Below are 16,345 nucleotides of genomic sequence, written 5' to 3'. Positions count from 1 at the left end.
GACCGTTGGTCGCTCCTACTTCAGATTGCCGCTCAGAAACTGCTTCAGGCGCTCGCTCTGCGGGTTGTTCAACACCTCGTCCGGGTGCCCCGATTCCTCGATTCGGCCCTGATGCAAAAACACCACCTGGGTCGCGACCTTGCGCGCAAAGCCCATCTCGTGGGTGACCAGGATCATGGTCCGGCCTTCCTCGGCCAGGCCCTGGATCACCTTGAGCACTTCGCCCACCAGCTCAGGGTCCAGTGCCGAGGTCGGTTCGTCGAACAGCATGATGTCCGGCTCCATCGCCAAGGCCCGGGCGATGGCCACGCGTTGTTGCTGACCGCCGGACAGGAACGCCGGGTACTGATCGGCCACTCGCTCGGGCAGGCCGACCTTTTCCAGGTACTTGCGCGCCCGCGCCTCGGCTTCGGCCTTGGGCACGCCCAATACCCGGCGCGGGGCCATGGTCACGTTTTCCAGCACCGTCATGTGCGCCCACAGGTTGAAATGCTGGAACACCATGGCCAGGCGCGTGCGCAGGCGTTGCAGTTCGTCGGCGTCGGCCACGCGCATGCCACCGCTGTCCTGGACCATGCGCACCGGCTTGTCGTCCAGGCTCATGGCGCCGTCGTTGGGCTGTTCGAGAAAGTTGATGCAGCGCAGGAAGGTGCTCTTGCCCGAGCCGCTGGCGCCGATCAGGCAGATCACGTCGCCACTCTTGGCCTTGAGCGACACGCCCTTGAGCACTTCGTTGTCGCCGTAGCGCTTGTGCAGGCCTTCGATGGTCAGTTTGTACATAAAGTCCTCAAGGAGAAAGCAGGTAGCCGCTGCGGTGGGCCTGGGTGCCGGCGACGTGGGCGATGACCATCCCGGCGGTGGTCATGCGGCGCAGCGAGCGGGCATACAGCAGGCCGGCCTGCGGGGCGCGGACCTGGGTCACGGTGTCGTTGAGCGGGTCGATGATATCGGCCAGCAGTTGTCCGGCCTCGACGTATTCACCGGGCATGGCGCAGAACACCAGCAGCCCGCCGAACGGCGTGGTCACCGGGTCCACGGCCGCCAGGGGCGTGGCCGGGTAGAGCAGTTCGGGCGGCTCGATCCGCTCGCCGTCGATGGCACCGAAATCGGTCAGGTAAAGAATGATGGCCTGGCAGTCGCGGCTGGCCACGGCATGGCTGACATCGGTCTGGCCACGCAGCTCCACCGTCACCGAAAAGCTGCCCATCGGCACTTGCGTGCCAAAGCGTTGCTGCAACTGCCACCAGACCAGGGTGAAGCACTCATCGAACGACTGGCCGCCCGAGTCGGTGGCCAGCAGATTGGCCTGCGAGCCCAGATAGCGCGCCAGGGGTTCGACCTGTGGCCAGGCTTCGGGCGTGGTGTACAGGTGCTCGACCGCCTCGAAGTCGCAGTGCAGGTCCAGCACCATGTCGGCATCGCAGGCCAGGCGCTGCAACACCAAGCGCTGCGATTGCAACTGTGTGCTGGCGCCGTGCTCAAGCAGGGCCTGGCGCAAGTGCGTGCGGATCAGCCGGGCATTGGCCTGCACATCGGCTGTCAGCAGGTCCTGCACGGCATTGCCGACCTGTTGCGCCAGGTCGACGAAATGGCGATTGAAGTTCTGCCCGCTTTCCAGCTCGTAGCGGCCCAGCGGCGTGTCCATCAGCACCTGTTCCAGGCCGGCCGGGTTGGCCACCGGCACCACGACGATCTCGCCCTTGAGCTTGCCGGCGCGCTCCAGTTCGTCCAGGCGCTGCCTGAGGTACCAGGCCACCAGCATGCCTGGCAGCTCGTCGGCGTGCAGCGCCGCCTGGATATACACCTTGCAGGTGCCGTTGTCCGGGCCGTAGTGAAAACTGTGAATCTGCCGCGCGGTGCCCGGCACCGGCGACAGCAGGTCATGAGTAAGTTGGCGCATGAGAGGCGGTCCTAGTGAGCGGGGCCGAGAAAGGCCAGCCAGCGCCGTTCGGCCAGGCGAAACAGCCCGACCAGGATGAACGTGACACTCAGGTACAGCAGGGCGGCGATGCCGAACGACTGAAAGGTCATGAAGGTCGCCGAGTTGGCATCCCGCGCCACCTTGAGAATGTCCGGCACGGTGGCGGTGAAAGCCACCGTGGTGGAGTGCAGCATCAGGATCACTTCATTGCTGTAGTACGGCAGCGAGCGGCGCAGCACCGACGGCATGATCACATGCGCATACAGCTTCCAGCCGCTCAGGCCGTAGGCCTTGGCCGCCTCGATTTCGCCGTGCGCCATGCTGCGAATGGCCCCGGCAAAGATCTCGGTGGTGTAGGCGCAGGTATTGAGCGTGAAGGCCAGCAACGTGCAGTTCATGGCGTCGCGGAAAAAACTGTCGAGCAGCGGCTGTTCGCGCACCGCGGCAATGCTGTAGATGCCCGTGTAGCAGATCAGCAACTGGATATACAGCGGCGTGCCGCGAAATACATAGGTGTAGAACTGCACCGGCCAGCGCAGCCAGAAGCTGTCCGAGACGCGGGCGATGGACAGCGGGATCGACAGGCAGAAGCCGATGGCAATCGAGGCGCTGAGCAGCCACAGGGTCATGGCCAGGCCGGTGATGTGCACCCCGTCGCTGTACAGGAAGGGGCGCCAGTACTCCTGGAGCAATTCGATCATCGTCTGGCCTCCCGGCTGCCGGCGGCGTAACGCCGTTCGGCCCAACGCAGGGCCAGGTTGGAGGCGCTGGTGATCATCAGGTAGATGAAGCCGGCCACCACCAGGAAATAGAACAGTTGATAGGTGCTCTTGCCGGCATCCTGGGACGCCTTGACCAGATCGGCCAGGCCGATGATCGACACCAGTGCGGTGGCCTTGAGCAGCACTTGCCAGTTATTGCCGATGCCCGGCAGGGCGAAGCGCATCATCTGCGGGAACACCACATGGCGAAAGCGCTGGCCGCGCTTGAGGCCATAGGCGACGGCGGCCTCGACCTGCCCGCGCGGCACCGACAGGATCGCGCCCCTGAAGGTTTCGGTGAAATACGCCCCGTAGATGAACCCCAGGGTAATCACCCCGGCGCTGAACGGGTCGATCTCGATGTATTCCCAGCCCATGGCGTCGGTGAACAGGCTCAGCCAGGTCTGCAGGCTGTAGAAGATCAACAGCATCAGCACCAGGTCCGGCACGCCGCGGATCAGGGTGGTGTAGATCTGTGCCGGCACGCGCAACACTGCACTGCCTGACAGTTTGGCGCTGGCGCCCAGCAGCCCGAGCACAATGCTCAGCAGCAGCGACAGCACCGAAAGTTTGAGGGTCATCCAGGTGCCTTCGAGCAACAGCGGGCCGAAGCCCCTGAGGCTGAACGCCGAGAGTCCCAGGTGATTGAGCAAGGTGTCGAGCATGGATAAAGACTTCCAGCGGTCAGCAACGAGAACGCCCGGCGAGCGCAGTGGCTCACCGGGCGTCGGGCTTTTTTATTTGCCGCTGTACAGGTTCAGGTCACCGAAGTGTTTTTTCTGGATTTCGGCGTAGGTGCCGTCAGCGTGTAACGCTTTGATACCTTTGTTCAGGAGTTCCTTGAGCTCAGTGTTACCTTTGGCGATACCGATGGCGGTCTTGGACGGCAGCAGCGGGTTGTCGACCGGTTCGCTGACTTCATAGTCGGCGCCCTTGGGCGACTTCAGAAAGCCCAGTTCGGCTTGCAACATGTCCTGGATCGAGGCGTCCAGACGGCCCGAGGTCAGGTCGGCGTAGACCTGGTCCTGGTTGGCGTAGGCCTTGGTGGTCACCCCGGCCTTGTCCAGTACGGCCTTGGCGTAGGCTTCCTGGATGGTGCCTTGCTCGTAGCCGACGGTCTTGCCCTTGAGGGTGGCCAGATCGGTGCTCAGGCCTGCCCCCTTTTTGAACACCAGCGAGGTCGGGCCGGAGAACAGCTCATCGGAGAAATCGATGGCCTTTTCGCGTGCCGGGGTCACGGTCATCGACGAGATCACACCGTCGAACTTGCGGGCCTTAAGGCCCGGAATCATGCCGTCGAAATCGCTCTCGACCCATTTGCAGGTGACTTTCAGTTCCTTGCAGATGGCATTGCCCAAGTCAATGTCAAAGCCTTGCAGGCTGCCGTCGGCGGCCTTGGACTCGAACGGTGCATAGGATGGATCGACACCAAAACGCAGTTCCTTGTATTCCTTGGCCATCGCGCTACCGGCGGCGACGCACAGAGCCAGTGCGGACAGGGTCAACCATGCTTTTTTCATGCTCAGTTCCTAAAACCAGAAGAGGGCGCAACAGCCTTCAAGACTGCTACCGGCGGATGCCAGACAGTCATCAGGTAGCAATTTCTGAACCAACGGACAAAACATGTGTTTGAAATATAAGGAGGTGTCGCAATTGTGTCTTTTTGCTACATCTGGAGATCAACGCTTCTGTAGGCGCGGCTTCAGCCGCGAAAGACCGAGCACGTTCGCGGCTGAAGCCGCTCCTACGGATCCGTGAGGCCCCAAAAAAGAGCATTATTGCTTGCTTGCACTTGTTTGGCGCATCAGCCCAGCAGGTCCTGCAACGTCGCCAGGCTGTCGGCTTCCTCCACCGGCTTGTCATGGCGCCAGCGCAACATCCGCGGGAAGCGTACGGCGATGCCGCTCTTGTGCCGCTTCGACAGGGCGATGCCTTCAAAGCCCAGCTCGAATACCAGGGTCGGGGTCACGCTGCGCACCGGGCCGAATTTCTCTACCGTGGTCTTGCGGATGATGGCGTCCACCTTGCGCATTTCTTCATCGGTCAGTCCTGAATACGCCTTGGCAAACGGCACCAGCGTGCGTTCGCGGGCGTCGGGTGGGCCGTCCCACACGGCGAAGGTGTAGTCGCTGTAGAGGCTGGCACGCCGGCCATGGCCGCGCTGGGCATAGATCAGCACCGCATCGACACTGAACGGGTCGAGCTTCCATTTCCACCACACGCCCATGTCCTTGGTGCGCCCCACGCCGTAGAGCGATTCCCGCGCCTTGAGCATCATGCCTTCGACGCCCAGGCTGCGCGCGGCTTCGCGTTGGCGCGCCAGATCGTCCCAGTCATGCCCGGTGATGACGGGCGAGGGCAGCAGCACCGGGCTCTGGCTGGTCTGGATCACCTGTTCCAGTTGCGCGCGCCGTTCATGCTGCGGGCGGCTGCGCCAGTCGTGGCCTTGCCACTCCAGCAGGTCGTAGCCGAGCACCACCACCGGTGCATCGCCGAGAATCTTCTTGCCCAGGGTCTTGCGGCCGATGCGTTGCTGCAACAAGGCAAACGGCTGTACCCAGGGCTCAGGCGCCTCGGCGTCACTGTCCAGCGCAAACTCGCCCTCGACCGCAGGCGCAGTGTCCGGCGCCTTCCAGACCACGATCTCGCCATCGATCACGGTGCCATCGGGCAGGCACTGCGCCAGGCTGTGCAGCTCTGGAAAGCGCTCGGTGACCAGCTCTTCGCCCCGCGACCAGACCCACAAGCGGCCCTCGCGCTTGACCACCTGCGCCCGAATGCCGTCCCACTTCCATTCCACCTGCCAGTCCTCGGCAGGCCCCAGCAGCGCCTCGAACTGCTCCACCGGTTGCTGCAGCGCGTGGGCCAGGAAAAACGGGTAGGGCTGGCCGCCGCGCTGGGCATGCTCATCGTCCGACTCCGGGGCGATCAGCTTCAGATAAGACGGCGCCGTGGGGCGGTGCGACAGGTCGGTATAGCCCACCAGGCGCTGGGCCACGCGCTTGCTGTCCAGGCCGGCCATGGTCGCCAGGGCGCGGGTCACCAACAGTTTGGAAACGCCAACGCGAAAGCTGCCGGTGATCAGCTTGATGCACACCATCAGGCTGCTGCGATCCAGTTGCGCCCACAACGCCGGCAACCGTTCGGCCAGCACCTCGGGCGCCAGGCCGCGCAGGGGCAGCAGCTTTTCTTCCAGCCACACCGCCAGGCCTTCGTCATTGTCATGGTCGGCGTGCGGCAACAGCAGCGACAGGGTTTCAGCCAGGTCGCCCACGGCCTGGTAGCTTTCCTCGAACAACCACGGCGCCAGCCCGCTCAGTTCGGTGGCCTGCTCGCGCAGCACACGGCTGGGCACCAGTTGGCGCGGACGCCCGCCGGCCAGGAAGAACACCGCCCAGGCCGCGTCGTCCGGGGCGGCCTGGGTAAAGTAATCGTGCAGGGCGGCCAGCTTGGCATTGCTGGACGTGGTGGCGTCCAGGCGCGTGTACAGCTCGGCAAAGGCTTTCATGTCGATTGCCCGGTGGCTGGTGTGGTGGCCGCTGCGGCGTCGTCTTCCTCGTCACCGTATTCGGTGTCGAAGCCCTGGGCGTCCAGGCCCAGCTCGCGCAGGTAGCGCACCAGGATCGGCACCGATCCGTGGGTGACCATCACCCGTTCGGCGCCGGTCTGCTCGATGGCCCACAGCAGGCCGGGCCAGTCGGCGTGGTCGGACAAGACAAAGCCGCGGTCCACGCCGCGCCGCCGGCGCGTGCCGCGCAGCATCATCCAGCCGCTGGCAAAGGCATCGCTGTACTCGCCGAAGCGCTTCATCCAGGTGCTGCCGCCGGCCGACGGCGGGGCGATGATCAGCGCCTGGCGCAGAATGGGATCGGTTTTCTTGAAGTCGCCGGCGTACCGGGTCTCGGGAATGCGGATGCCGCCGGCGCGATACACCCGGTTCAGCGGCTCCACCGAGCCGTGCGCCAGGATCGGGCCGATGTCGGAGTCGATGCCATGCAGGATGCGTTGTGCCTTGCCGAAGGCATAGGCGAACAGCACGCTGGCCTTGCCTTGCGCCGCATTGCTGCGCCACCAGTCATTGATGCCGGCAAAGATCTGCGCCTGCGGGGTCCAGCGGTAGATCGGCAGGCCGAAGGTCGACTCGGTGATGAACGTGTGGCAACGCACCGGCTCGAAGGTCTCGCAGGTGCCGTCGGGCTCGACCTTGTAGTCACCGGACGCCACCCAGACCTCGCCCTGGTATTCCAGGCGCACCTGCGCCGAGCCCAGCACATGCCCGGCCGGGTGCAGGCTGATGGTCACGCCGTGATGGGTCACGGTTTCGCCGTAGGCCAGGGTCTGCAGGTTGATGTCCTGACCCAGGCGCCAGCGCAGGATGCCCTCGCCACTGGCCGTGGCCAGGTAATGCCCGCTGCCGGTGCGCGCATGGTCACCATGGCCGTGAGTGATGACGGCGCGGTCCACCGGCCGCCACGGATCGATATAAAAGTCTCCGGGCGGGCAATACAGACCTTCGGGACGGGCAACGACAAGATCCATGGGGCAACCAGTGCAATGGGCGTGTCAGTTATGAGCCGCCGCGCCCCGCGCAAGTTCAGCGCTCTAAACCACCGCCTTTGCACCTCGATCTGTAGGAGCGGTCGCGAATGTGCAGATCCGAGCGCCGACCGGCCCCTCCCACCCGTGCGGCTCATCGCGGGGTGCGCGGTTTATTGTCCGAGGGGGCGGGCGCTGCCACACATTGATGCAGTGTCACAGTTGCCATTGGCGGCGTTTTGTAAACAATAGCGGCCCTGATGTTTCTGCTGCCGAGACCTGCATGTCCGTTTCTCTTGTTTATATAGACGCCACGTCGCGACCCAAGGCCCTTTCATGACTGAACTCACCATCGAACTGATTCCGGCCGGACCCGATGATATCGATATGATCAGCAACCTGTACCAGTTCTACGCCTACGAGTCTTCGGACTGGGAGTCTCAGGACGTCGAAGAGGATGGTCGCTTCTATGTGCATGAAGGTCACCTGATCCGTTATTGGGAAGAGCAGGACTGGAGCGCCAACCTGTTGTGGGTCAACGGCCAACTGGCGGGGTTCGTGCTGATCGAACGCAGCGAAGTGCCGGGTATCGATGCGCTGGAACTGGCCGACCTGTTCATCCTCAAGCGCTACCGACGCAAGGGCATCGGCAGCGCCATGATGGAGCAGGTGCTGATGGGCGGCCATGAAAACTGGCTGGTGCGTTACTTCCCGCAGGACGAAGTCGCTCATGCCTTCTGGACCAAGGTCCTTGAAGCGCTGCCCCGCCCGACCCGCGCCATCGACCTGGACGACGATCCCAACCTGGTCAATTACCTGGTGACCCGGGTCATGCATTGAGCCATACAGGGTGGCGGACCTCATGACTTGCCGGGCAACTCGGACAACGACCCGCTGGATCATGACCGGGCAAACCGCCTCGCCCCGACCACGCAGCCGATCACCGCGACGGTCACTGCCAGCATGCCCGGGCTGACCGGCTCGCCGAGCAGGGTCGCCGCCAGCGCCAGGCCAAAGAACGGTTGCAGCAACTGCAACTGGCCCACGGCCGCCACGCCGCCCTGGGCCAGCCCGCGATACCAGAACACGAAGCCCACCAGCATGCTGAACACCGAGACATAGCCCAGGCTGAGCCAGGCTGGCAGGGTAATGGCGTCCAGGGTTGCCGGCAGTGTCCACAGGCTCAGCACCAGCATGAACGGCAAGGCCAGCACCAGCGCCCAGCAGATCACCTGCCAGCCGCCGAGCGTCCTGGACAACTGTGCGCCTTCGGCATAGCCCAGGCCGCAGGCCAGGATCGCCAGCAGCATCAGCCCGTCGCCCAGCAGGTTGGCGGCCACGCCCTGGCTGAAGGCAAAGCCGGCGACCATCAAGCTGCCCAGCCCCGAGAACAGCCAGAACACCGGGCGGGGACGCTCGCCGCACCGCAGCACGCCAAACAGCGCGGTGGCCAGTGGCAGCAGGCCGACAAACACGATGCTGTGTGCCGAGGTCACCTGTTGCAGGGCCAGGGCCGTCAGCAAGGGAAAGCCCACTACCACGCCGGCGGCGACGATACCCAGTGACAGCCACTGTGAGCGGGCCGGGCGTGGCTGGCGAAACAGCCACAACACGCTCAGCGCCAACACTCCGGCAATGCTGGCTCTGGCAAAGGTCAGAAACAGCGGCTCGAACTGCGCCACCGCCAGACGCGTCGCGGGCAGCGAGCCACTGAAGATGATTACGCCGATCAGGCCATTGAGCCAGCCGGCCAGTGCAGGCGTCGGTTGCAGGGCAAGAGTAGGGGGCATCGGGGCTGACTCATGGCGGTTGCGAGAACCCCATGCTAGGCACCACTATCAGCACAATCAAAAAATTGTCATGGATACATTGCCCATGCCCCGTGCACGTTACAAATCCCTGGTCGACAGTCTGGCGGCAGACATTCGGGCCGGTCGCCTGCTGCCCGGATCACGTCTACCGACTCACCGTCAACTGGCCAGCGAGCAAGGGCTGGCGCTGGTCACCGCCTCGCGGGTCTATGCCCAGTTGCAGACCATGGGCCTGGTCAGCGGCGAGACCGGGCGTGGGACCTTCGTGCGCGACCCTTCGCTGTCAACCGGACTGGGCATTGACCAGAAGCAGGTGGCGGTCGGCATGGCGGATCTGAATTTCAATTACCCGGCGTTGCCGGAGCAGGCCGACTTGTTGCGCAGTGCCTTGCGCCATCTGGCAGCGAGCGGTGACCTGGACGCGCTGCTGCGCTACCAGCCTCATGCCGGGCGCGCGCATGAGCGTGCCTGTGTGGCGCGACACCTGGCGGCGCGCGGGCTGATGGTGAGCGCCGCGCAGGTGCTGATCGTCAATGGCGCGCAGCAAGGACTGGCCGTGACGCTGATGGCGCTGTTGAAGCCGGGGGATGTGATTGCCGCCGATGCCTTGACCTATTCGGGCTTCAAGGTGCTGGCCGAGGCCCTGCATCTGGAAATCGTCGCCATCCCGGTGCTGGCGCACGGCCCGGACCTGATGGCACTCGCCAAGCTCTGTGAACGGCGGCGGGTGAGGGCGGTGTACAGCATGCCGACGCTGCACAATCCGCTGGGCTGGGTCATGGATACCGCGCAACGGGCGCAGCTGGTGGACATCGCTCGCCGCCACGACCTGCTGCTCATCGAAGACGCCGCCTATGCCTTTCTGGTCGAAGACGCACCGCCACCACTGGCCAGCCTGGCGCCGGAGCGCACGGTGCATGTCTGCGGGCTGTCCAAAAGCGTGGCCACCGGATTGCGCGTCGGCTTTATCAGCGCGCCGCTGGACCAGGTGCCGGCGCTGGAGCGCATCATTCGGGCGACCACCTGGAACACGCCGGGCGTGTTGACCGCCATCGCCTGCCAGTGGCTGGCGGACGGCACGGTGATGCAGCTTGAAGAACAAAAACGCCAGGACGCACAGACCCGCCAAGGCATTGCCGCCCAAGTGCTGCAAGGGCTGGGCGTGTGCAGCCATCCGGCTTCGTATTTTCTCTGGTTGCCCCTGGTCGAAGACGCCCGTGCCGAGCCGATTGTCGCCGCGTTGCAGCGCGAGCAGGTGGCCGTGTCCAGCGCCGAACCCTTTGCCATCACCCGCCACGTCCCGCAGGCTTTGCGCCTGGCGCTGGGTTCGGTGGACCTGACCACGCTGCGTACGGCGCTGGAAAAGGTGAAGTGGGTGGTGGAGGCGCATACCTGATTGCCGCGCGTGACGCGGGAGCGACCCACGGTCGCGAAAGGGCCGGCGCAGGCCCACCATTTCTGGCGCCTGGCGATCAGTTTTCGCGACCGCAGGTCGCGCTTACCTGCGCCAGCTCTGCCTTGAGCGTGGTAGCCCGTTCCGGCGCCCGGGCCAGGCCGATCTGCACCAGGTCATGGGCACGCTCGCTCTGGCCCAGGTGCATGGCAATGCGCGCCAGGTGCAGGGCGGTGCGGCCGTGGATCGTGTCCGGGTCTATTTCGCGCTGCAGCAAGGCCTCATAACTTTGCGGGTAACGGGCATGTTGGGCAAAGAACGCTCGCCCCACGCGTGCCCATTCGCTGAGGATGAACGCGATGGTTTCTTCGGCCTCGGCTGCATCGGCGCTGTAGGCCCAACCGAAGGCCGGCCCGGTGGGAGGATCGATGCGGTCACGGAAGATGCAGTGCGACTCGGTCATGGCTTGTGCAGTAACCGGCAAACCACCCTCGGGCGGGATAAAGTCCAGGTGTGCCCCCAGGTTCAGGTAGCACTGGTCGCCACCGCGCGCACCCTGCACGTTGAACACATGAATCAGCGGCCCGTCGAGTCGGCGCAAGGTCTGGCCCGAGCCCTTGAAGCCTTCGGCGCGCAGCACCGGATACAGCCTTTGCGCCAGAAGCTTGAAAAAATCATTGCGGTTCATGGGGCATGGCCTCAAGGAGTTGAACCATGGCCGTGTCAGACCAGGGCAGACGCGAATCCAGCCAGACATGCCGGCTCTTGCCTGGCACCCACGGCGTATCCAGCGTGGCCACGGCCAGTGAAATCCAGTCGGCAAACTGCCCGCTGGTATCGTGCCAGAACAGCGACGACCCGCAGTGCGCACAGAACTGCCGGGTGACGCCGGGCGAGGATTGATAACCCTTTAGCGCCTCAAGGCCGCTGACGATCGACAGCGCTGTGCGCGGCACGCTGGCATAGGAGGCGAAGGCGGCGCCGTGGGCTTTCTGGCATTGCGTGCAGTGGCAATGGCTCAGCGCCTTGAGTTTATTGAACAGTTGATAGCGAATGGCGCCGCACAGGCAACTACCGTGGTGAAGTGCTTGCATGCAATGAAAGCCCCTGGGGTTCATGAGGGATCACCCTGTGTTGCTGACACAGCGCTTTCGTGCAGCAAACATGGAATCGGTGTAGGAGCGCGCTTGCCCGCGACTGGGCGCGAAGCGGCCACAAAATTGATGAAACGCTGCAATTTTACGACTGCTAACGCAGCCGGTCGCGGGCAAGCGCGCTCCTACACCGGCTCCATGTCTGCTGCGCGAAGGCGCTCTCACCAAACATAAAATAACTTATTGATTTTATTGGCTATAAAATTCACACCTGTAGGAGCGCGCTTGCCCGCGACCGAGTGCGAAGCGCTCGCAGAAATCTGTGAAACGCTGCAATTTTACGACTGCTGCGCAGCCGGTCGCGGGACAAGCGCGCTCCTACACCGGGTCCATGTCTGCTGCGCGCAAGCGCTCTCACCAAACATAAAATAACTTATTGATTTTATTGGCTATAAAATTCACACCTGTAGGAGCGCGCTTGCCCGCGACTGGGCGCGAAGCGGCCACAAAATTGATGAAACACTGCAAATTTACGACTGCTAACGCAGCCGGTCGCGGGACAAGCGCGCTCCTACAGTATTGAATTTAATATCTAATAAAATCAGTAAGTTATTTTTTCTGATGAAAGCCCACAGGCTATCCGGTTTTCAAGCCCATGACACCTTGCGGCTAAAGCGATGGCCCATCGACCCTGGCCGGCAGCACCAGCTCCACCACCGTGCCATTGTCGTTGCGCCAGACTGGCGTCGCACCCAGCTGCGCAGCAAAGCTGCCAATGATCTTCAGGCCCAGGCTGTGCCGTCCGGCCGAGGGTTCGGGGCCGGCAAAGCCACGGCCATCGTCGGCCACGCGCAGACGCAGGGTGTCGAGCGGCAGGCGTTCCAGTGACACACGAATGGTGCCCGGCTGGTTGGGCGCAAAGGCGTGCTTGAGGGCATTGGTCACCAGCTCTGCGACCAGCATCGACAAGGTGGTCAGGCGGGTCAGGTCCAGGCGCACATCGCCGGGCTCGACAATGCACCGGACAGCGTTCTGGCCGCTGACGCTGAGCAGGTCCTGGCACAGTTCGGCCAGGCACGCCGAGGCCGGCAGGTCGGCGCGGCTGGGGTCGTACAGGCGGCGGTGGATGCGCGAAATGATCTGCAGGCGCTCTTGCGCATCGCCCAGCACCGCAAGGGCGTCGGCACCACGTTGCACCTTCTGGCGGCCGACATACAGGATGCTGGAAATGAACTGCATGTTATTGGCCACCCGGTGCTGCAGCTCGGTAAACATGAAGTTCTGTTGCTCATAAAGCTGGCCAATGACCTGTTTGTCGCGGCGCAGGCGCGTGCTGCTGCGCTGCATGTAGTGGATCAGGGCAATGTCCACGGCCACGATAAAGGCATAAAACGCCAGCGCCAGCAGGTCGCTGCCACTGGTGGAGAATGGCTTGCCCGGTGAGATGAACCAGGCCCATGAGGCAACCCCCGACAACACCGCGCACAGAATGCCCGGGCGGGTGCCGCAGAAGAAGGCAGTGAGAATGACCGCCGGAAAAAATGTCAGGAAAGGAAAGCCGACCGGCAGGTCGTCCATCAGGTGCAGGCGTGCATACAGGCTGGCGCCGAAGATCCCCAGGCTGGCGGTGTAGGCGAGCCATACGCAGTTGCGCAGCAAGGCCGCAAACGCGAAGACGCGTTGCAGGAGTGGCCGTTTTTCAGACAAGCAATTCCCCCAGGGGCGGCGGATCAGTGAGCGGGCGATGCGGATGGCCCGGCATCCTATCCCAGCCGCCTGGCCTGTGGGGAGGTATTTTCAGCCTGGCAGCGGCCTGACGGTCATCGCTGCCAGGCCGCTGTCAGCCCGCTCGCGCACCTGCTCATCTTCATCGGCCTGTGCGGCCCGCAAACCCTGCACGGCGCGCTGCCAATCCGCCTCTTCAAGGTCACGATGATTCAAGGCCTCCACCGCATGCCGACGGATCGCAACCTGCGACACGCCCAGGCCACGCAGCGCTTCGCTGACATCGGCAGGAGTGCCGTCCATGCCGCCGTTTTGTTCGCCCAGAGTGTCTTCGATCATTGCCGTCCATTCCGGGCGCTGTTCCAGCAAGCGCTGCAGCGGCGCGTAATCAAGCACCGGGCGGCGGGCGCCCTTGCGGCGAAAGCTGTCGAAAGGGGCGCAGAAGCCGCTGACGGCAACCTCCTGGGCCTGCTCGATCAGCCAGTCGAAATCACCCAGGTAACCCAGGGCGCTGGCGCACCAGTTACGCAGGGGCGCCTGCCGGGTGCGCAAGGCCTGCTGGCGCAAAGCGTCAATCACGACCGGGTCGGCACGTCCCGCCAGGCCCAGAATGCGGGCGGCAGGCGTGGCGTCCTTGCGATGCATCAATTGCTCGATCAGGCCCTGCTGCGCGGCGGCGCCGTGGGCGATCAGCCAGGGTTCGGCGACTTCGCCGGACACGCCATCAACGCGGTGCAGGCGCCCAAGGTAAAATGCCGCCTGCTCGGCCTCCGATTGTGTGGCCACGGCTTTCAAGGTGGTCTCGATGGCCAGCTCTACCGGAAACAGGGATTCGAACTGCTGGCGACTGATGCTGCGCCGGGCCAATCCGATATCGCCGTCGAAATCGTGAAAGATCACCACGAAATCGGCCGTCACCCCGGGATGTCCGGCAAAGTGCGCCCCCAGCGCCCGGGCGGCCCGCGCCACACTGACCATAAAGCGGCGCTCGGCGTGGCGCCACTGGCGCGGGCCGGCGCGATTGGCAAAGGCTTGCAGGGTCTCATCCAGCGCCAGCAGCGCCGGTGTGGCGTATTCGGTGTCCAGGTCGTGGCGCCAGTCCGCCGGGTTCCATTTCACCGAGCTGAAGCTTTGATCCGTCTCGTCGGCAAAGTCTTCGTCCAGGGCCTGCAGGCTGTTGAAGGCCAGGGAGGGCAGCGACAGCACCGCTTCCTCTTCACGGTAACTGCCATGAAAAGCGGCCGCATACAACGGTGCCCCGGCCTGGTCGAGGTGCGCGTGCAGTGCCTGGCGGGCCGAGTCGAACATGTGCTGCTCAAAGGCTTGCCAGTTCATGGCCCGGTCGTGATAGGTGCTCATGGAAGGTCCTTGTCGATGATCGCAGCGCAGGATCATAGCAACACCGGGGCCGTACTGAACCTTGGGCGCATGCGTCGATCAATCAGTCATGCCTGAGCCTCAGGCCAACCGATCAATACGGATGCAAGGACAGTCGAACATGGTGGCACGCTGGCAGTGGCTGTTGACGCAATCGACCAAGCGGCTGTGGTTCCGGGCCAGCCTGTTCTCCTTGCTGGGCGTAGTCACCGCGCTGATGGCCATGATCCTGAAGGATTATGTGCCGATCACCCTGTCGGCAAAGATCGGTGCCGACGCGGTCGACAAGATTCTGGGCATCATTGCGTCGAGCATGCTGGCGGTCACCACGTTTTCGCTGAGCACCATGGTCGCCGCCTACAGCGCGGCCAGCAGCAGTGTTACCCCGCGTGCCACGACGCTGCTGATGGAGGACAGCACGACCCAGAATGCGCTGGCCACCTTCATTGGTTCGTTCCTGTTCAGCCTGGTGGGCATCATCGCCCTGAGCACCGGCGCCTATGGCTCGCAAGGCCGGGTCGTGCTGTTTGCCGTGACCCTGGTGGTGGTGATCCTGATCGTCTACACACTGCTGCGCTGGATCGATCATCTGTCGCGGCTGGGGCGGGTAGGAGAGACGATCGACCGGGTCGAAGCGGCCACCCTCAAGGCGGTCCGCGATCGCGCCGAACGCCCTTGCCTGGGCGCCTGTGCCTACCCGGCCGGGCTGGCCAGGGCCGATACGCAGGTCATTGGCAGCCAGGCGATTGGCTATGTGCAACACATCGACGTGCAGGCGCTGGAAGGGCTGGCCGACACATATTGCCTGCAGATTTTCCTGGAGGTCGTGCCCGGCGACTTCGTGCATGAAGGCACCGCGATCGCACAGCTCGCGTTTCAGGAGCCCGCTTCAGCGCAGCAGACTGATCGGCTCATCGAGGCCCTCCTGGCGTCGCTGACCATCGGCCTGCGCCGCACCTTCGAGCACGACCCGCGCTTTGGCGTGTCGGTGCTGTCGGAGATTGCCTCGCGGGCCTTGTCACCGGCCGTCAATGACCCCGGCACCGCCATTGATGTGATCACCCGTGGCGTGCGGGTCTTTGCCGCACTGGGCAAGCCTGCGGCCGCAACACAGGCCCCTCCGGCATGCACCCGGGTGTACCTGCGCTGCCTGCAAGCCAGTGATTATTTCGAGGACTTTTTCTCACCCATTGCCCGTGACGGTGCCAGCCTGATCGAGATCAACCTGCGGCTGGTCAAGGCGCTGGCCAGCCTGCGCCAGATGCAGCCCGGCTGTTTCAAGGCGCTGTGTGACCAGCACATCGAACTGATCTGCGCGCGGGCCGAATCAGCCATGACCCTGGCGCACGACAAGCAACGCCTGCGCGAGTGTGTGGCCCGGCTGGCCGAGTGACCGGACCTGGCTTGACTTGACGCATGCCCGAACCGGACCGGACTTGACGCATGCCTGGTGGGCGCGCGCTTGCCGGTATGCCGGACCACCGCGACCGAGTGCGAAGCGCTCGCAGAAATCTGTGAAACACTGCAATTTTACGACTGCTGCGCAGCCGGTCGCGGGACAAGCGCGCTCCTACACCGGGTCCATGTCTGCTGCGCGAAAGCGCTCTCATCGAACATAAAATAACTTATTGATTTTATTGGCTATAAAATTCACACCTGTAGGAGCGCGCTTGCCCGCGACTGGGCGCGAAGCGGCCACAAAATTGATGAAACGCTGCAATTTTACG

The 16,345-nt window shown here is 63.8% G+C and carries 15 protein-coding genes; 3 read left to right on the top strand and 12 right to left on the bottom strand.

Features of this window, described 5'->3' with window-relative positions:
- Positions 1–15 precede the first annotated feature (15 nt).
- The 7 genes from DGA31_RS01010 to DGA31_RS00980 all read right to left on the bottom strand — a co-directional run bounded on the left by DGA31_RS01010 (position 16) and on the right by DGA31_RS00980 (position 7,221).
- The gene (locus DGA31_RS01010) at positions 16–780 is read right to left on the bottom strand and encodes an ABC transporter ATP-binding protein (RefSeq protein WP_056834705.1); all 765 of its coding nucleotides are present in this window, start codon (positions 778–780) and stop codon (positions 16–18) included.
- 7 nt (positions 781–787) lie between these two features.
- Entirely contained in the window at positions 788–1,900 is a 1,113-nt protein-coding gene (locus tag DGA31_RS01005) for a succinylglutamate desuccinylase/aspartoacylase family protein (RefSeq protein ID WP_109511262.1), read from the bottom strand.
- A gap of 11 nt (positions 1,901–1,911) precedes the next feature.
- On the bottom strand, positions 1,912–2,622 hold the full coding sequence (locus DGA31_RS01000) for an ABC transporter permease (protein ID WP_056834709.1): 711 nt from the start codon (positions 2,620–2,622) through the stop codon (positions 1,912–1,914).
- A complete protein-coding gene (locus DGA31_RS00995; RefSeq protein WP_056834711.1) occupies positions 2,619–3,347 on the bottom strand; it encodes an ABC transporter permease in 729 nt (242 codons plus the stop codon). The genes DGA31_RS01000 and DGA31_RS00995 overlap by 4 nt, the downstream gene beginning before the upstream one ends.
- A gap of 72 nt (positions 3,348–3,419) precedes the next feature.
- Entirely contained in the window at positions 3,420–4,202 is a 783-nt protein-coding gene (locus DGA31_RS00990) for a transporter substrate-binding domain-containing protein (RefSeq protein WP_056834713.1), read from the bottom strand.
- Positions 4,203–4,486: 284 nt separating this feature from the next.
- On the bottom strand, positions 4,487–6,190 hold the full coding sequence (locus tag DGA31_RS00985) for an ATP-dependent DNA ligase (protein WP_109511261.1): 1,704 nt from the start codon (positions 6,188–6,190) through the stop codon (positions 4,487–4,489).
- Positions 6,187–7,221 carry a ligase-associated DNA damage response exonuclease gene (locus DGA31_RS00980; RefSeq protein WP_056834717.1) on the bottom strand — a complete coding sequence of 345 codons (1,035 nt, stop codon included), beginning with the start codon at positions 7,219–7,221 and terminating at the stop codon, positions 6,187–6,189. Before DGA31_RS00980 ends, DGA31_RS00985 begins: the two co-directional genes overlap by 4 nt.
- Positions 7,222–7,554: 333 nt before the next feature.
- Between DGA31_RS00980 and DGA31_RS00975 the strand changes: the two genes are divergently transcribed.
- The gene (locus DGA31_RS00975) at positions 7,555–8,058 is read left to right on the top strand and encodes a GNAT family N-acetyltransferase (protein ID WP_109511260.1); all 504 of its coding nucleotides are present in this window, start codon (positions 7,555–7,557) and stop codon (positions 8,056–8,058) included.
- Between the two features lie 59 nt (positions 8,059–8,117).
- Here the strand turns inward: DGA31_RS00975 and DGA31_RS00970 are convergent, their stop codons facing one another.
- Complete coding sequence (locus DGA31_RS00970; protein WP_109511259.1) at positions 8,118–9,008, bottom strand: DMT family transporter; 891 nt, start codon at positions 9,006–9,008, stop codon at positions 8,118–8,120.
- Between the two features lie 85 nt (positions 9,009–9,093).
- Here DGA31_RS00970 and DGA31_RS00965 point away from each other — a divergent pair, with 85 nt between their 5' ends.
- Positions 9,094–10,425 carry an aminotransferase-like domain-containing protein gene (locus DGA31_RS00965; RefSeq protein ID WP_109511258.1) on the top strand — a complete coding sequence of 444 codons (1,332 nt, stop codon included), beginning with the start codon at positions 9,094–9,096 and terminating at the stop codon, positions 10,423–10,425.
- Between the two features lie 76 nt (positions 10,426–10,501).
- Here DGA31_RS00965 and DGA31_RS00960 read toward each other — a convergent pair whose 3' ends face one another.
- The 4 genes from DGA31_RS00960 to DGA31_RS00945 form a co-directional block, all read right to left on the bottom strand.
- A complete protein-coding gene (locus DGA31_RS00960) occupies positions 10,502–11,110 on the bottom strand; it encodes a DUF4304 domain-containing protein (RefSeq protein WP_109511257.1) in 609 nt (202 codons plus the stop codon).
- Positions 11,097–11,516: a GFA family protein gene (locus DGA31_RS00955; protein ID WP_109511256.1), complete on the bottom strand. Its 420-nt coding sequence runs from the start codon at positions 11,514–11,516 to the stop codon at positions 11,097–11,099. Before DGA31_RS00955 ends, DGA31_RS00960 begins: the two co-directional genes overlap by 14 nt.
- A gap of 669 nt (positions 11,517–12,185) precedes the next feature.
- Entirely contained in the window at positions 12,186–13,223 is a 1,038-nt protein-coding gene (locus DGA31_RS00950) for a sensor histidine kinase (protein WP_241509503.1), read from the bottom strand.
- Positions 13,224–13,313: 90 nt separating this feature from the next.
- A complete protein-coding gene (locus DGA31_RS00945; RefSeq protein WP_161959127.1) occupies positions 13,314–14,600 on the bottom strand; it encodes a DUF4303 domain-containing protein in 1,287 nt (428 codons plus the stop codon).
- Between the two features lie 139 nt (positions 14,601–14,739).
- Here DGA31_RS00945 and DGA31_RS00940 point away from each other — a divergent pair, with 139 nt between their 5' ends.
- Positions 14,740–16,011 carry a DUF2254 domain-containing protein gene (locus DGA31_RS00940; protein ID WP_109511254.1) on the top strand — a complete coding sequence of 424 codons (1,272 nt, stop codon included), beginning with the start codon at positions 14,740–14,742 and terminating at the stop codon, positions 16,009–16,011.
- Positions 16,012–16,345 lie beyond the last annotated feature (334 nt).

The sequence above is a fragment of the Pseudomonas ovata genome (assembly GCF_003131185.1).
GTDB classification, from domain to species: domain Bacteria; phylum Pseudomonadota; class Gammaproteobacteria; order Pseudomonadales; family Pseudomonadaceae; genus Aquipseudomonas; species Aquipseudomonas ovata.
This window is presented reverse-complemented; position numbering and strand designations above follow the sequence as displayed.

Coding starts and splice junctions, on each gene's coding strand:
- DGA31_RS01010 (WP_056834705.1), bottom strand. CDS start 780: ATGTACAAACTGACCATCGAAGGCCTGCACAAGCGCTACGGCGACAAC.
- DGA31_RS01005 (WP_109511262.1), bottom strand. CDS start 1,900: ATGCGCCAACTTACTCATGACCTGCTGTCGCCGGTGCCGGGCACCGCG.
- DGA31_RS01000 (WP_056834709.1), bottom strand. CDS start 2,622: ATGATCGAATTGCTCCAGGAGTACTGGCGCCCCTTCCTGTACAGCGAC.
- DGA31_RS00995 (WP_056834711.1), bottom strand. CDS start 3,347: ATGCTCGACACCTTGCTCAATCACCTGGGACTCTCGGCGTTCAGCCTC.
- DGA31_RS00990 (WP_056834713.1), bottom strand. CDS start 4,202: ATGAAAAAAGCATGGTTGACCCTGTCCGCACTGGCTCTGTGCGTCGCC.
- DGA31_RS00985 (WP_109511261.1), bottom strand. CDS start 6,190: ATGAAAGCCTTTGCCGAGCTGTACACGCGCCTGGACGCCACCACGTCC.
- DGA31_RS00980 (WP_056834717.1), bottom strand. CDS start 7,221: ATGGATCTTGTCGTTGCCCGTCCCGAAGGTCTGTATTGCCCGCCCGGA.
- DGA31_RS00975 (WP_109511260.1), top strand. CDS start 7,555: ATGACTGAACTCACCATCGAACTGATTCCGGCCGGACCCGATGATATC.
- DGA31_RS00970 (WP_109511259.1), bottom strand. CDS start 9,008: ATGCCCCCTACTCTTGCCCTGCAACCGACGCCTGCACTGGCCGGCTGG.
- DGA31_RS00965 (WP_109511258.1), top strand. CDS start 9,094: ATGCCCCGTGCACGTTACAAATCCCTGGTCGACAGTCTGGCGGCAGAC.
- DGA31_RS00960 (WP_109511257.1), bottom strand. CDS start 11,110: ATGAACCGCAATGATTTTTTCAAGCTTCTGGCGCAAAGGCTGTATCCG.
- DGA31_RS00955 (WP_109511256.1), bottom strand. CDS start 11,516: ATGCAAGCACTTCACCACGGTAGTTGCCTGTGCGGCGCCATTCGCTAT.
- DGA31_RS00945 (WP_161959127.1), bottom strand. CDS start 14,600: ATGAGCACCTATCACGACCGGGCCATGAACTGGCAAGCCTTTGAGCAG.
- DGA31_RS00940 (WP_109511254.1), top strand. CDS start 14,740: ATGGTGGCACGCTGGCAGTGGCTGTTGACGCAATCGACCAAGCGGCTG.